We start from the raw sequence: 15352 nt of genomic DNA on the forward strand, positions 1-15352 counted from the left end.
ATTTACCGACTGAGTTACTCGCTCGGCACGTCAGGCAACAAACCGATTGACGTTCACAATGTGGAATGACGGAATTTTCTGGGGTTCCGGCGTAGAACCCCACATAGCCCTTTGGTCGTGATGTTAGTCCGTTAAGCATTTGTTGGTCGCCATGAATGGCGACTCTACAAGAATTGATACTGTTTTTCGTAGGGTGCGCATTGATGCGCACCTGCATACAAATTCACATTGAATGGCATTAAAACCAAGGTGGTGATGCACCATAGCCGTTTCATCCTGCGCTTTTCTGCCGTGACAACCCGCTCAAAGCTAGCCCCGCCAGCGCCATCACCACGGTCAAACCCACCACCGCATTCCATCCACCGTGCAGCCAGAACCAACCGCCGAATGAACCGGTGATGCTGGAACCCATGTAGTAGAACAGCAGATAAAGCGAAGACGCATGGCCGCGATTGTTGCCCGCCAAGGGCCCAACCGATCCGCTGGCGGCTGCGTGCGCGACAAAGAAACCGCTGGTGATCAGGATAATGCCGCCAATCAAACACAGCAGGTTGTCTGGCACCGTCAGTAAGATACCCGCCAGTAACAGCAGGAACCCGGTAATCAACAGCGGTTTACGGCCAAAGCGATCCGCCAGACTGCCGGAGAGTGAAGAGGAGACAATGCCAATCGCATAGGCGCAAAAGATCAGGCTGACTTGTGTCTGGCTGAAATGAAATGGCGCGTCAGAGAGGCGAAAAGTGGCGTAGTTGAAGAGCGTGACAAACACGCTGGTCAGGAAGAAGCCGGTGGCATATAGGCGAATCAAGCCCTTATTGCCGAGGTGACTGAACCAGGCTCTGAAGTGAAAGTGAAGATTGAGCCCGGGCTTCCGCTCAAAATTACGCGACTCAGGCAGCAAAAGCACAAACGCAATCGCTGCGGCCATGCCCAGCACACCGAGCACGCCCATGGCGATGCGCCAGGAGGTGAATTCCGTCAGTAATCCCATGCCGACTCGCCCAACCATGGCGCCAAAGGCCGTGCCGCCGACATACAATCCCATGGTTTTACCGAGGTCCTTCTTGTCGATCTCTTCAGCAAGCCATGCCATTGCCACGGCGGGCACACCGCCCAACACCACGCCTTCCACCGCACGTGCCACCAGCAACATGTGCCAGTCTGGCAGCACTGCCGCGATAAAATTACAGATCGAGGCCAGCGCCATCGAGGTGAACATCAATCCACGGCGCCCCACCGCTTGAGAAAACGCCCCCGCCAGCAGAATGGAGATCGCCAATAACCCGGTGGTGAGTGACAGTGCCAGCGAGCTCTGCGCTGGAGTCACACCAAACGAGTGAGTAAATGCGGGCAGCAGCGGTTGTACACAATAGATCAGAGAAAAACTCGCCAGTCCCAGCATGAAAAAGGCGATGCCTGCGCGGCGATATTCGCTGCTGCCGCGGGCAATGCTACAGGTGGCAGGGGGCACCGAGGTGGCGGGTAAAGCAGTTTCTAACAAGCGACTCATGGTGATTCCAGCGTAACGAAGATTGCACAACGCTACCGCGCCACTTATTATCTGTCCAATATATAGCACTGCATAATGGTATCTATAAAACAGATGGAATTGCGCCATATTCGCTATTTTCTCGCGGTGGCCACCGAGCGTAACTTCACACGCGCGGCAGCCAGACTGGGGATTGGGCAACCCCCGCTCAGCATGCAGATTAAAGATCTGGAGGCTGAAGTGGGATACGCATTGTTTAACCGCACTGCGCAGGGTGTCGCACTCACTGAAGCCGGGCACGCTTTTTTACAAGCGATCCAACCGCTGCCCGCTCTGGCCAGAGAAGCCATTGCGTCGGCTCGTCGCGCGGCACAAGGTGACACCGGAACGTTGCGTTTAGGTTTTACCGGAACGGCTGGCATGAATCCACTGATCCCAGGCTGCATTCGCGCCTTTCGTCAGGCGCATCCAGACGTGTTTCTTAACGTCATGGAAGCCAACTCGATTGTGCTGTTGCAGGCGCTGGCGAATCAGCAGCTGGATATTGCGCTGTTGCGGCAGGAAAATGCCATCCCCGATAACGTGACGATGCAACTATTGTTACAGGAGCCGCTGGTGGCTGCACTGCCTGCTAGCCATCCGCAGGCACGTCTGCGCGGGAAGATTGCCCTGCCTTCACTGCGTGAGGAACACTTTATTCTTACGCCAAAAGAGAGTGGCACCAGTTTGCGCGAGTCAGTGTTACAAGCCTGCCGCCAGCAAGGCTTTACGCCGATGGAGGGGCAACCTGCGCCACACATTGTCTCGATATTATCGGTGGTTGCGGCGGGTTTAGGTGTGTCACTGGTACCCGAATCGATGCGGCAATTCAGCCTGGCGGGCGTGGTGTTTAAGCAGATTAAAGCGCCGATACCCACCACCGGATTAGCGGTGGCATGGAATGACCATGCGTTTACGGCAACGGCGCAGAATTTTCTGGCGCTGGTGAAAACCAGCGAAGTTATTGTTTAAACGCCCAGCCTAATTTGCCCTCGGCAGAGATCAGCTTGTCGAGTTTCTTCTCGTTCACTTTCTTCATGGCACCCAGTTTTTCAGCGGTAAGCGGGCCGGCATCGCTCTGGGCAATCACCGTGTCTTTCGGCACATCAGTGATTTTCTCGGCAATCGCGGTGATGGCGGCGCCATAGCCTTTACGGTCATGCAAATCGAAGGAAGTCAGCGGTAGCTGGGTTTCCAGCCATTGTCCCCAGTAGAATTCCAGGAAAGGCGGCGGGTTCTCTTCTTTCTCGAAGCCAATATCGCGCACGAAGTACACCAGTGAACGGTATTCGTCATCCTGCATATGCTTGCGGCCTAACTCTTTCGGTAAATCATCCGGAGTGATTTTCCCTTTTGGCGTATCCAGCCAGACCAGATGCGCAGCTTCCATCTGTTGCCAGAATGCATTCATGCTGGTCAGGTTGCGGAAGTCATTGGTGATGCGCACCTGTACATGCGTTTTCAAACCGCCAATGTCGGCAAAGTTACTGAAGGTGTGATGACCATCGGTGAGATAGAGCGCATTATCCGGTGCAATCACCGCTGTCTTCATCGGGCCAGGATAGGAACCGACTGACGCTTTACAGGTGAAACTGTCGAGGTCAGAGATGCGCGATTTACTGCTGAATTTATCCACGCCTTTCTGTCCCATACTTTCACAGAAATCATCAAACAGCTTTTTGGGATCGGCCTGATAGCGGTGCAGTTTGTAATCCAACTGCCGATACCCAATCGCCGCCTGAGTGGGATGCAATTGTGATAACTGGACCTGCACAATATCGCCCGCTTTAATATCAGCGGGCAGGGCGGCAGTTGCCTGCCCGGCTGACCACAACAGTGCCAGCAGTGACCACGGTGTTCTCATTCCCTTTCCTTTATCCATCGCCTGCATCAGAGGCGTTACGATAGCATTTCTGTCATCTTCCCGCTTTAGTGTTGTGCTTCGCGGTTGACCTGGTACAACCCGTTATCCAGACATCTGACCACATTGGAGTTCTCTATGGCACTCACTGCTGTTCAACCGGCAAAACTGCAACACACTGTTATCGATCCCAGCGTGCGTATGCGCGAAACCCACATTGGTCAGCAATGTGAAATCCTGGCAGAGAGTTATCTGGAATACAGCGAACTGGGTGATTTTTCCTACCTCGGTGAACACTGCTGTGTTGCCGATGCGCAGATTGGCCGTTTTACCGCTATCGCCAATCAGGTGCGTATCGGTGCGCCGAATCATCCGATGGACCGCGCTTCTCAGCACCGTTTTACCTACTGCCCGGAATATTACGACAACCAGGCGGAACGGGATGCAGGATTTTTTGCCGACCGCCGCGCCGACCGCGTCATCATCGGCAACGATGTGTGGATTGGCCACGGTGTGATTGTGCTGCCTGGCGTAACCGTGGGTGATGGCGCGGTGCTGGCGGCAGGCGCAGTGGTCACAAAAAATGTGGCACCCTATACCATCGTTGGCGGTATTCCGGCGAAAGTGATTCGTAGCCGTTTTACGCCGGATATCGCTTTGCAACTGCAGGCGATTGCCTGGTGGAACTGGCCGCTGGAGAAGCTGATGGCGCATCTGGCTGATTTTCAGTCACCCGATATCGCGGCGTTCTGCCAGCGCCACGCGGTATAGCTTACATCGCCTGTTGTGCCGCCACCGCAGGGGGAGCGGCCTGCAGGCTTTTTTTTGGCTGTCACAGTCTCTATGTAAAATCAATAAATTCATATGGTTAAATTATTTTCCTTGAGATTTGTCACCCAGCGGAATCTCAAGTAAACTCAAAAAACGTCATTTTTGAGATTTCTTGCGATGAAACTGCGCCGCCCGCCGACACAACTCATGGATCAACAGAGCAGCAATGACATAGCTGCTCTGCTCAGCCGTTACAGCGAGTGGGATGCCCGCTACCTTCACTTTGATGAGTTATACCGCCGTATCAGTGATGCGGATGAACGGCTGGCGCTGTGGAGTGCGTTGAAGTTCAAACGGCGCAGTACGGCTCACCATTTTGTGATTGCCTCTCAGGAAGTGAGCGTCAATTTCACCACGCGTATTAACGCGGCAATCTCGTTGGTTGATCGCACGACCTTTGCACGCAACGGAGAGCTTACGGATGAGGATGCGGCGTCCTACTTAATGTCGCAACTAATCATGGAGGAGGCGATATCTTCTAGTCAGCTAGAGGGGGCTGCTACGACTTCCCGGGTTGCGATGGAACTGCTGGCGGTGGGGCGTGAACCGCGTAATGAAGATGAAAGCATGATCATGGGCAACTGGCGTCTCATGCAGCACATTACGGCCATGGGGGATGGGCCATTAACGCGCGATGATATTTTGGACATGCACCATATCGCGTGCGCGGGCATCAATGATGAAAAATATCGGCCTGGGGAGGTGCGCAGAAACAACGATATTTTTGTCGCCGGTCGGGACGGTGAAATCATCCATCAACCACCGGATTACTCTTTGGTCGATGGCATGCTGCATGCCCTGTGTGCTGAAGTTGAATTTCTTGAACAGCAGGGCACCCATCCCTTGCTGGTCGCTTGCATCATGCATTTTGCCATTGGTTACATTCATCCTTTCAATGATGGCAATGGACGTACCGCGCGCGGCTTGTTCTATCACCATCTCATTCGCCGTGGGTATCACGCTTTTCGCTATATCTCGATCAGTAAACTGCTTAAAGCGGCAGCGATTAAATACGGGATGTCCTACCTTTACAGCGAAACGGATGAACTTGATCTCACCTATTTTGTGCAATTCCAGTGTGATGTGGTGATGCGCGCGGTTAAGGCCTTTACTGAGCAAATCACCACACTGCATCAGGAACGTGCTCTGCTGGTGAAATGGGTAGAAGAAAACAAAGCCTTGGCCAAGGGCGAACTGGATATTATGGCGATTGCATTGCACGCGCCAGGTTCGTTATTGAGTGCGGCGGCGGTGAAATCACGGTTAGGTATTGCTGATAACACCGCGCGCAGTCGGTTGAAAAGTCTCGCCGAGCAAGGGCTGCTGAGGCCAATCAAAGAGGGAAAAGGGACGGTCTATCAAGCCCCCGTTTCACTGCGAAAACTCAAAGAGTGGCTGAATAAACGCTGAGATAACGCAAGCAATCGCAAAAATATGCATTTTTGCGATTGCTTACGATCTGATTTACATCAAAGGCTGTTGGAGCATAGGGGCACTCAGCTCTGCTTCGACGGGCAAACCGACGTGCAGCAATACCTGGCTTCGATACAGTGCGTCGGGTTCCTGATGCCCCACTAAATCACTATTTTTGTCCACGTAAGTCAAGTTATTGAGCGATGAAAGACGCATCGTGTCGTGCTCACCCTCCATTTGCCCCATATCGATACAGCGGATGCCATGCTGGCTGAGATCGTAGGCCAATACTGTCGCCGTTGGGCCCAGTGACATCAACACCATATCGAAATCACGCGCATGAGATAGCACGGAACAATAGAGATCGTTATAAACAGAAAAGGCATGACGATTCAGCGTGGTAATGCGTTTGACTTCCAGCGCATCTGCCAGTAATTCGTTTCCAGGTTCCAAATGTGAATGTTTTCCTTCAACGATCAGTATTTTCTTATTTTTGAATAGCTTTTTAAACTTATTGAATATCGGGTTTTGGTCTTGACCTTTAAGCAGGGTATAAGAACCTGTTACCGAGGTATTACCGTATTGGTACTCTTTTTTTAATAAGTTTTCATAGTGGCGGAAGAAAAAGGCTTTATGGAAAAACCAAAACAGGGCCGAACCGAAGCCAATATTATCTGAACCACGTAACGCATCCGGTAAACAAACTAAACAAGGATTATTCGGTTGCGTTGCCCGACGCAGTATCTCTTTCAGGCGAATTGACAATCTTTCATCCCAGGGCTGATAACTTTGGCTGTTAAATAGCGTCATCTCCAGTTCCCCTGCACCATAGCGGCTTAATGAGAGTTTGTCATTGCTGAGCAGCAGGTCAATGGTCTGTTCCGCGGATAAGACCTTATACTGCTTAGCCCGCGCATTGGCGGCTGGAAACATCAATGCTGCATGTGAGAGTTTGAAAGTGAAGCGTAATTTTTGATAAAAATTTTCTGCGCTGATCATAATAAGCCTTCTTGTTATTAGCGGCCTTGCCGCAGTGCAGTCGCGTGATTTATATCACGCTCTATTGGCAATATCAGGCTGGGTAAATTCTTAAAATAAATCGACTTGGAAGCTGCTAATCAATATGAGGGGAGTGAAATTTGTTGGTGTGAAATGAAAAGGTTATTAAAAGCGCGTTATTAGCGCCACTGCGTCGATTTTTGCCAGGAATAATCGCAGTGGCGGTCTAATAAAAGGTTAAATCATTTCATTAGATCTTATTGATGAAAGCGATTGACGGGTTTAGCCAATCCCAAGCGATCGCGCAATGTGCCTGCGGAATAATCCTGTCTGAACACCCCGGCATCCTGTAAACGCGGTACCACTTCGCTGAGGAACAGGTCTTCGTTTTCATCAATGTAAGTCGGGAGAATAACGAAGCCATCACAGGCTTGCTGTTGATACCAGTCAATCATCTGTTGCGCGATGTCATCAGCAGTACCTGTCGGTGAAGGGAACGACAAACTCTCAGCATAGCGTTTAGCCATTTCACCTAAGGTCAGATTCTGCTCAATGGCGCTGGCTATCACATACTGGAAACGGCCTTTGCTGCCAGTGATCTGCTCGCGTAGGTCTGGCACCGGTCCATCGACTGGATACTGTGATAAATCGATATTCATGCTGGCGGAGACAAAACTCAGCCCTGATTCCACTGTGATCAGGGATTTCAGATACTCAGCACGATCGCGGGCATCATCTTTGTTGTAACCGACAATCGGCACTAATCCCGGCAGAATGCGGAGTTGACCGCGTTGGCGCTGATAATGTTCTGCGCGTTGCTTGAGGGTTTGATAGAACTGCTGCGCACGCTCACGGTTGGGTTGCACCACAAACAGCATTTCTGCGTGCTGCGCGGCCAAATCAATAAAGGCATCGGAAACGCCCGCCTGGATCACCACCGGATGCCCCTGCGGCGGGCGGGGAAGATTGAGCGGCCCCTGTACCTCAAAGGATTCGCCCCGATGGTCGACACGATGAAAGCGGGCGGGATCGGCAAAGCGTGCACTGTTTTTCTCCACCACCAGCGCATCTTCTTCAAAGCTGTCCCACAGCGCTTTCATCACATCGATGAACTCTGCCGCACGGCGGTAGCGATCCTCATGGCTAAAATGCTGGCTGCGACCAAAGTTATGCGCTTCAGCATGCGTTAATGACGTCACTACATTCCATGCGGCGCGCCCACCGCTGATGTGGTCGATATTGGCCAGTTGGCGCGCGGTAGTGTAGGGATCGGAATAGGAGGAGGAGACCGTACCGCCCAGGCCGATGCGATCGGTGACTGCCGCCAACGCCGCCAACAGTGTCAGCGGCTCCGACCAGCCAACCTGTCGGTGTTGCACGGTGTGCGCCAGATGCCCGCCATAGACATCATCGATTGCCAGCTTGTCGGCAACAAAAATCATATCGAGTTTTGCCGCCTCCGCACGCTGCGCGATTTTACGGTACAGCGGCCAGTTACTTCCCCCGGTGGTGGCTGCGCGCGGATGTCGCCAGCCGCCCTGATGAATACCGGAATCCAGATACAGCGCCAGGTTCATCATGGTCGAGCCGCTCCCTGTGGATTAAAAAACGATGCATCAACCAGGGTGCTGGCTTGCAAGCCCGGTTTAATCAATCCACTGCGCGCAAAGGTATCTATGGCGGCTTGTTGGCGCTGTGCAATCAGCGCGTAATCTTCCACCGGCGCATTATTCTCTCGTTGTACTTTGCTCAGTGCTACCGCGTCTGGCAGACGCAGCAGTGAGGCAATTCCGCTGGCATAGGCTTGCGGATGTGCAACGCCCCACGCACGTGCACGAATCAAGCGCTGGCGAAAATCGACCAATGCGGCACGCTTACTGTTGATGGCGCTATCGGTTGCCACCAGATAGTTCGACACGGGCGCATCTTTGCCGTCAATGGCGATGCGATCACCTGATTGCGCCACGGCAAAGGAGACGTACGGTTCCCAGGTTGCGACGGCATCGACAGCCCCATTATCCAGTGCCAGTGTGGCTTCTGCTGGGGTAGTGAAGACAAAGTTCACACTGTCATCCGGCAATCCCGCCTGATGTAGCGCGCTGAGCACCATATTTTGCCCCGACGAGCCTTTGACCGTGGCCACTTTCTTTCCTTTTAAATCGGCAACGGTATGGATTGCACTGTTTGCCTTCACAAGCAGACCGTTGCCTAGATATTGCGAAGCTTGTATCGCGCGAATTTTTGCCCCTGCGGCCACCGCGAAGGCCAGTGGGCCATCACCGACCAATCCTGCGTCCAGATGTTGTGAGTTCAGCGACTCCAGCAGTGGAGCAGCGTTGGGGAACTCATACCATTTGATTTCATAAGGCAGGTTGTTAAGTTCGCCTGCTGCAGACATCACGGCACGCGCGTTTCCTTTTTGGTCACCGATCACCAGTTCGGTACTGGCGGCATGTGCAGTCATAGTGATGGCAAGCAATGCACTGGCGATAAACGTAAATTTCATGATGTTTCCCTGAGAAAAAGAAAACAGCGTAAGTTTTCCACTACAGCAGGCGTAGTAACAATTCCGCACATCGATATGCGTAACACGCAAAAACCGGGGTTGCTGCGAAACTGACCGTGCGGCGTTATCAAAAAATGCGATTTATCCTCACTAATGATTAATTCTCTCTACGAAAAATAAAACGTGATTTCAGTCACACTATGGCCGCAGCGCGATTTGTCAGTGATAAGCCAGGCTACATTCATAAGCGGAGCTAACGACACACTCAGCAACGGGTTTTTACTGTTCGATAACGTACGTTAAAATTTTGTTGAAACTGTGTAGGTTTATTTTGGGTGGATATTGATGAAAAACGTTGAGGGATTGGCATGGTTAACAAACTAACCAGCATCGTGCTTGCGATTCTGGCATTAGCGCTGCTCTATATGGGTGGGAAATTGCTGATGTTAGGCGGGAGTGCGTTCTATGCGCTGATGGCGGTGGGTTTACTGATTACCGCGATTTTACTGTTCAGAAACCAGCGCAGCGCGTTGGCACTGTACGCGGTGCTGATGTGGATTACACTGGCCTGGATTATCTGGGAAGTGGGCTTTGATAAATGGCAATGGATCCCGCGTGGCGATCTGTTTGGTGTCATCGGGCTGTGGCTGGCTATGCCGTGGGTGGTCAAACCGCTGTATCAAGGTCAGCGCCGTTTCCACACCTTCCTGGGTGGCACGGTGATCGTGATGATTGTCGTCGTGATCGGCCTTTGTTTCTACGACCCGCTGCCGCAGGCAGGCACTATCACGAATGCGCGTGAGCAGACCAGCGAGCAGGGCGCAGCCAATGACTGGAGCGCATACGGTGGCACCACAGATGGCCAGCGTTTCTCGTCGCTGAATCAAATCACTAAAGACAACGTGAAAGATCTTGAGGTTGCCTGGACTTATCACACGGGCGATCTGCGTCAGGATGCGGATGCGACGGAGTACACCTTCGAAGCCACGCCGGTGAAAGCCAATGGCATGCTTTATTTCTGCACCCCGCACAATGAGGTTCACGCGCTTGACCCAGAAACCGGCGCCGTGAAGTGGAAATACACGCCCAACAAAGATCGTTCTTATCTGCAGCAGCACCAAACCTGCCGTGGCGTGAGCTATTACGAGCAAAGCCCGGTTGCAGCACAAGATTCCGCTGCGACACCGGCAATTTGCCGTAAGCGTATTTTCAATGCCACCACGGATGCACAACTGATTGCGCTGGATGCTGATACTGGCAAACCTTGCGCTGATTTTGGCGCAAATGGTGTCGTTGATCTGCATGCCAATATGGGTGAAGTGCGTCCACATGCGCTGATGCAGACTGCAGCACCGCTGGTGGCCGGCAAGCTGGTGATTGTCGGTGGTTCCGTGATGGACAACGGCTTCAACAGTGGTAACCCTTCAGGTGTGATCCGTGCTTATGACGCTGAAACCGGGCGTTTGGTCTGGAACTTCGATCCGGCCAACCCGGAGAATACGGCGCCTGTTGCGGCAGGACAGAACTATCCGCAGGATACGCCAGTTGCCTGGGGTACGCTGAGTGCAGATCTGAAAAATGGTCTGGTCTATGTGCCATTTGGTAACGCGTCTCCGGATGAAGTGGGTATCGAGCGTGATGCCAACAGCAACACCGAGAAGTTCCGTGATGCCTTAGTGGCACTGGATCTGCAAACCGGTGCGTTCAAATGGCGTTATCAGAGTTCTAACCACGATCTGTGGGACCGTGATAATCCATCACAGCCGTCCTTGCTGGATATCGATTATCAAGGCCAAAAACAGCCTGTGGTGATCCTGCCGACCAAAACCGGCAACCTGTTTGTGCTGAACCGTTTGACAGGGCAACCGGTGTATCCGGTGAATCAAGTCAAGGTGTCGACCGAAGGTGGCGTACCCGGTGAGAAATTTGCCGCCACGCAGCCGGTGTCCAGCCTGAACTTCATTCCTGATGCGCTGACTGAGAAATCCATGTGGGGCATCACGCCGTTTGACCAGATGTCATGCCGCATGGATTTCCGTTCTCTGCGTTATGATGGCAACCCGTGGACGCCAGCAACCGAAGCCGGTTCGCTGATCTTCCCTGGCAACATTGGTGTGTTCAACTGGGGTTCAGTTGCGGTTGATCCGCAGCGCCAGATGTTGATTGCTGCACCGGTACGTTTGGCTTACAAATACAACCTGATCAAACGTACGCCGCAGACCGAAACCCAGCGCTTGTTCACCAAAGATGGCCAGCCTTACTGGAACGAAAACTTCCAGGGTGACTACGCCATTCACATTCAGCAGTTGGCTTCTGGCCTCGGCATTCCGTGCATCGCGCCACCTTGGGGTCGCATGGTGGGTGTGGATCTGAAAACCGGTAAAACCGAGTGGTTACGTCGTGTTGGCGTTACCAAAAACCTGAAAACCAGCTTCCTGCCGGGCCGTTTCCCAATTGGTTTCCCAATGGGGATGGTTGCGCACGGTGGTCCTCTGCTCACCGCGGGTGATCTGGTGTTCCATGGCGCCACTGCGGATAACTTCTTCCGCGCTTACGACAGCACCACCGGTGAGCTGTTGTGGCAGACCGAACTCAGCGCTGGCGCACAAGCCACGCCATCTACCTTTATGGGTAAAGATGGTAAGCAGTATGTGGTGATTGCAGCAGGTGGTCACGGCTCGCTCGGTACCCAAGCGGGTGACAGCGTGGTCGCGTTCCGTCTGAAGTAATAAATCATCATTGAACCAGGGCGCACACAGTGCGCCCTTTTTTGTTTAGCGCGTGGCGGGATGGATAATTTCAGCGTAATGAACCCTGTGGGTCGGTAAGTTCCCAATATCTATAGGCTCGCGTGATCTCCAATGAGGAGCTCAGTAACAGCTTAGGCAGCGTCCATCCGTTGAACATCTGTTGATTGCGTAGACGATGACTGCGTGCAGTCAACAGCAGGTATCGCGTCATTTCCCAAGTCAGATGCTCACGCTGGTTAGCGGGCACAACGCCACCGATGCGTTGGGCATCAAACAAAGTGCGACGCAGGTAGCGCATAAATCGCTGGGTGGGTGGGAGGTCAAGCAGAATAAGGCCGCTGGCACGGGTTAATCGTTCGGGAAGGGTGCGAACATAATTCCCGTCCATTACCCAGCTTTCTCCGGAGATAGCGTTAAGATGTAACTCGCGAAATTCAGCTTCTTCGCGCGCTTGCCACTGCGTATCAGGAAAGTGATAAAGCTGATCAAGGTGAATGATGGGCCGCTTCACTTTGCTGGCAATAGCTTGGGCCAGTGTTGATTTTCCGCTGTTTGAAGGTCCAAGAATACAAATGCGTGGGCCCAATTCATTTAATGAAATCATGTTGAAAATCCTTTTAAGGTCATGGCCAGCTGCACCAAATTACTGATGGCGAAGAAAATCAGCACGATGCCGCCGCCAAGATTAATAGCGATGGTGAGTTTGCGCATATTGATCAACCGTGCCGACGTCATCAGCGTAAAACAGATAATCATCAGCCACAGGCTCATAATGGCGACATGAATGGATGCGAATAAAAGGTAGTGCGCTAAGGCATGTTCACGACCGGCAAATTGCGACACCACGGTGAGATAAAGCATCACGGCTTTTGGATTGAGCACATTTGCCAGCCAGGCATCTTTGATTCCGATGCGGGTGCTGCGATGTGAGGCAACAGGCCGGGCAATGTGGCCCCCGCGCCGCAACAACTGAAGACCCAGCCACAGTAAATACACCGCGCCGGCCACGCTCAGCAAATTAAAAATGATCGGTGAACGTAACAGCAGGGCGCTGATGCCAAGGCCGATCAACAGCGCATGCGTATAGATGCCAAGCGCCGTACCGATGATGATCGATGCCAGCCCACGAGAGCCAGCAACCAGGGTGTTATTCATCGCCAGAGTAAAACTCGCCCCCGGTGACAGGGCCACCGGTAGGATCGCAATAATAAAGGCCAGCAGGTGCAGATTCATCGGCTTAACAGCGAAAAAAGGTTTAATAATTTTGAATATGATTATGGTGTAAAGCAATATGGTTGCGGAAGCTTTCGTCTAAACCCATGAAATAACATAAAGGATTATCATGACCATCGCCTGCCTGCATACGGCCGCCAGTAATATCGCTCTGTTCGATGACGCTGCACAGACACTGAGATTGCCCGCCACCACTCTCAGCCATATTGTGATGCCACACTTGCTCGCCGAGGCGGAATTGAGCGGAGGGATGGCAGCCGCACAGCAGCAGCGTTTGGATCGGTTGCTGCACAGCCTGACGCCGTGGTTTGACGCCATTCTCATCACCTGTTCCACTCTCGGCCCGGTTGCCGACAGCTTTAAAGCGGATAGTCATCGCTGCCCGGTGTATCGCACCGACCGGATGTTGGCCGACCATCTACATCAAATGACGGGGCCATCTTTGGTGCTGTGCGCAGCGGAATCCACGCTGGCGGCGACCCGTGCGTTGTTCTGCCCACCTGGACTAGCGGCAGAGAGACAGCCACAGGTTGAACTGATCCCACACGCCTGGACCGCCTTCAAAGCCGGTGACCATCAGCGTTACCATGCGCTGATTGGCGAGGCCGTAGAGCAGGGACGCATGAAGGGCGCCCAGCAGGTCGCGTTAGCACAAGTCTCCATGGCGGCAGCGGCCAACAGCATGCGCGCAGAAGTACGCCCCTTAACGATTCCGCAACTGGCACTCAAAGCCGTTACTTCTTTGTAGGGTATGGCCTTCAGGCCGCCCGTCACTTATGCGTGGCGCGATCGCTTTCGCTGCTACGCATTATTGGTCCTGAATTAGGCTGATCATTAACAGAAATATTTATCTTCTGCGCGTTACGCAATATATTCCTCTTATATAGGTTGTCACGAAAATGTCATGCAGGACTTTAAGAACAATCCGATCATGAATGATGGAATAGGTTGAGCATTAATGCGGCATAATTACCTGCTACGTGCATTCAGGCGTCAATAAAATTACTCACAAAAGAATTTTTGAGGCGAATAATGGAAACGATACAGGACAGTGTTGGATTACGCGGAACCAACCGGCCGCAAGATGTCAAATTAGTACAGAAGTTATTAAGCCAAAATGGTTTTCCACAATTACAAATAGATGGCATTTGCGGAAATAATACCACTAAAGCGATTATCACCTACCAAAAGCATTTTTATCAGCATCCCGATGGGCTGGTGTCTCCGGGTAAAAAAACGCTAACGCAGTTAACCTCCGGTCAACGCAGTGGACTGCCGCGTGCGCATGGATCGACCGGGAGTAATCCTAACGGCGCGCGCAAAAACCCCATGACAATGTACCCGAGTTATCAGGTGCTTAAGTTGATGATGCAGTACGAGCAACTGCATACACTGCCTTATGATGACCACACCTCAACCACGATCAGTAACTGGACGGCGGGTGCGACCATTGGCTATGGGCATTGGATTAGCCGTCAAAGTGAATTTGATCAGTTCAAAGACGGCATCTCTGAGCAGGCAGCGGAAACACTCTTTTCGCAGGATTTAAAAAAGTTTGTCGATGCGGTGCGAAAATATGTCAAAGTGTCGCTGACGCAAAATGAATTTGATGCTTTAGTGATGCTGGCGTTTAATATTGGTACCCGGGATAACCTGAATCACAAAGGTTTATATTACTCGACAGCCTTGAAGGTGATTAATGGTGAATCACCCGAAGATTTGGACCGGGTGTGGATGCAGTTTGTCTATTCGCGTGGGGTACGTATGAAGGGATTGGTGAATCGCAGAAAAAGCGAGTTGAACGTTTATCATAAAGGAATTTATATCAAACTATGAAAAAGCTACTTGCCTTATCACTGGTCTGTTTTTCACTCCACGCGATGGCGCAGACGCCTGCCGCGAAAAAGCCGTTTTTCGACAGTAAAAGCTACCAGGTCTTTCTTGATACCAGTAAATGCGTGGAAGGCGACGTGGAGTGCGATGGGATTGTCTACCACTCGATCAATAAAAAGAACCACCACGAATTAACGTTGAAAGGCTCGACCTTGAACATCGGGCCTTCGCACGATTTTCGTGGCTACATCTTCCGTAACGGTGACTACAGCTACGTGTTGTCACCGGCGGCCGGTGCGGGCAACGATGATAACCACATCTGGACGTTACAGGTGTCACAGCACCACGCGCAGGGTGACAAGGTGCTGTTTAGCGAGAATGGTAACGTCGTCGAGTAA

At 52.2% G+C, this 15352-nt stretch carries 14 protein-coding genes; 7 read left to right on the forward strand and 7 right to left on the reverse strand.

What is annotated here, in order from left to right; all coding sequences use genetic code 11:
• Positions 1 to 271: 271 nt before the first annotated feature.
• On the reverse strand, positions 272 to 1510 hold the full coding sequence (locus ACPUC8_RS23265; protein WP_039329076.1) for an MFS transporter: 1239 nt from the start codon (positions 1508 to 1510) through the stop codon (positions 272 to 274).
• A 75-nt stretch (positions 1511 to 1585) separates the two neighbouring features.
• On the opposite strand from ACPUC8_RS23265, the gene ACPUC8_RS23270 reads away from it, so the two are divergent.
• Positions 1586 to 2500, forward strand: coding sequence for a LysR family transcriptional regulator (locus ACPUC8_RS23270; protein WP_494927471.1), 915 nt, complete (start codon positions 1586 to 1588; stop codon positions 2498 to 2500).
• On the opposite strand, the gene ACPUC8_RS23275 is transcribed toward ACPUC8_RS23270, so the two are convergent.
• On the reverse strand, positions 2490 to 3392 hold the full coding sequence (locus ACPUC8_RS23275) for a ParB/Srx family N-terminal domain-containing protein (RefSeq protein ID WP_494927472.1): 903 nt from the start codon (positions 3390 to 3392) through the stop codon (positions 2490 to 2492). The two genes, ACPUC8_RS23270 and ACPUC8_RS23275, sit on opposite strands and share 11 nt — an antisense overlap.
• A 135-nt stretch (positions 3393 to 3527) precedes the next feature.
• Here ACPUC8_RS23275 and ACPUC8_RS23280 point away from each other — a divergent pair, with 135 nt between their 5' ends.
• On the forward strand, positions 3528 to 4160 hold the full coding sequence (locus ACPUC8_RS23280; protein ID WP_494927473.1) for a DapH/DapD/GlmU-related protein: 633 nt from the start codon (positions 3528 to 3530) through the stop codon (positions 4158 to 4160).
• Between the two features lie 177 nt (positions 4161 to 4337).
• A complete protein-coding gene (locus ACPUC8_RS23285; RefSeq protein ID WP_494927474.1) occupies positions 4338 to 5630 on the forward strand; it encodes a Fic family protein in 1293 nt (430 codons plus the stop codon).
• Positions 5631 to 5684: 54 nt separating this feature from the next.
• Here the strand turns inward: ACPUC8_RS23285 and ACPUC8_RS23290 are convergent, their stop codons facing one another.
• From ACPUC8_RS23290 to ACPUC8_RS23300, 3 genes are all read right to left on the reverse strand, one after another.
• Positions 5685 to 6632: a GT-D fold domain-containing glycosyltransferase gene (locus ACPUC8_RS23290; protein WP_039329067.1), complete on the reverse strand. Its 948-nt coding sequence runs from the start codon at positions 6630 to 6632 to the stop codon at positions 5685 to 5687.
• Between the two features lie 257 nt (positions 6633 to 6889).
• Positions 6890 to 8212, reverse strand: a complete 1323-nt coding sequence (locus tag ACPUC8_RS23295; RefSeq protein ID WP_494927475.1) for an NtaA/DmoA family FMN-dependent monooxygenase — start codon at positions 8210 to 8212, stop codon at positions 6890 to 6892.
• Positions 8209 to 9138: an aliphatic sulfonate ABC transporter substrate-binding protein gene (locus ACPUC8_RS23300; protein ID WP_039329065.1), complete on the reverse strand. Its 930-nt coding sequence runs from the start codon at positions 9136 to 9138 to the stop codon at positions 8209 to 8211. The genes ACPUC8_RS23295 and ACPUC8_RS23300 overlap by 4 nt, the downstream gene beginning before the upstream one ends.
• A gap of 368 nt (positions 9139 to 9506) precedes the next feature.
• Between ACPUC8_RS23300 and ACPUC8_RS23305 the strand changes: the two genes are divergently transcribed.
• Positions 9507 to 11867 carry a membrane-bound PQQ-dependent dehydrogenase, glucose/quinate/shikimate family gene (locus ACPUC8_RS23305; protein WP_058969985.1) on the forward strand — a complete coding sequence of 787 codons (2361 nt, stop codon included), beginning with the start codon at positions 9507 to 9509 and terminating at the stop codon, positions 11865 to 11867.
• Between the two features lie 70 nt (positions 11868 to 11937).
• Here the strand turns inward: ACPUC8_RS23305 and ACPUC8_RS23310 are convergent, their stop codons facing one another.
• Both ACPUC8_RS23310 and ACPUC8_RS23315 read right to left on the reverse strand, forming a co-directional pair.
• Positions 11938 to 12492 (reverse strand): AAA family ATPase, encoded by a 555-nt coding sequence (locus tag ACPUC8_RS23310; protein WP_494927476.1) that lies wholly within the window; start codon positions 12490 to 12492, stop codon positions 11938 to 11940.
• Positions 12489 to 13121 carry a LysE family translocator gene (locus ACPUC8_RS23315; RefSeq protein ID WP_494927477.1) on the reverse strand — a complete coding sequence of 211 codons (633 nt, stop codon included), beginning with the start codon at positions 13119 to 13121 and terminating at the stop codon, positions 12489 to 12491. The genes ACPUC8_RS23310 and ACPUC8_RS23315 overlap by 4 nt, the downstream gene beginning before the upstream one ends.
• Positions 13122 to 13230: 109 nt before the next feature.
• Between ACPUC8_RS23315 and ACPUC8_RS23320 the strand changes: the two genes are divergently transcribed.
• The 3 genes from ACPUC8_RS23320 (at position 13231) to ACPUC8_RS23330 (ending at position 15352) form a co-directional block, all read left to right on the forward strand.
• Positions 13231 to 13869, forward strand: coding sequence for a glutamate racemase (locus ACPUC8_RS23320; protein ID WP_494927478.1), 639 nt, complete (start codon positions 13231 to 13233; stop codon positions 13867 to 13869).
• Between the two features lie 284 nt (positions 13870 to 14153).
• Positions 14154 to 14957 (forward strand): glycoside hydrolase family protein, encoded by an 804-nt coding sequence (locus tag ACPUC8_RS23325; protein WP_494927479.1) that lies wholly within the window; start codon positions 14154 to 14156, stop codon positions 14955 to 14957.
• Positions 14954 to 15352: a hypothetical protein gene (locus ACPUC8_RS23330; RefSeq protein WP_039334262.1), complete on the forward strand. Its 399-nt coding sequence runs from the start codon at positions 14954 to 14956 to the stop codon at positions 15350 to 15352. Before ACPUC8_RS23325 ends, ACPUC8_RS23330 begins: the two co-directional genes overlap by 4 nt.

The sequence above is a fragment of the Pantoea sp. CFCC18177 genome (assembly GCF_059412425.1).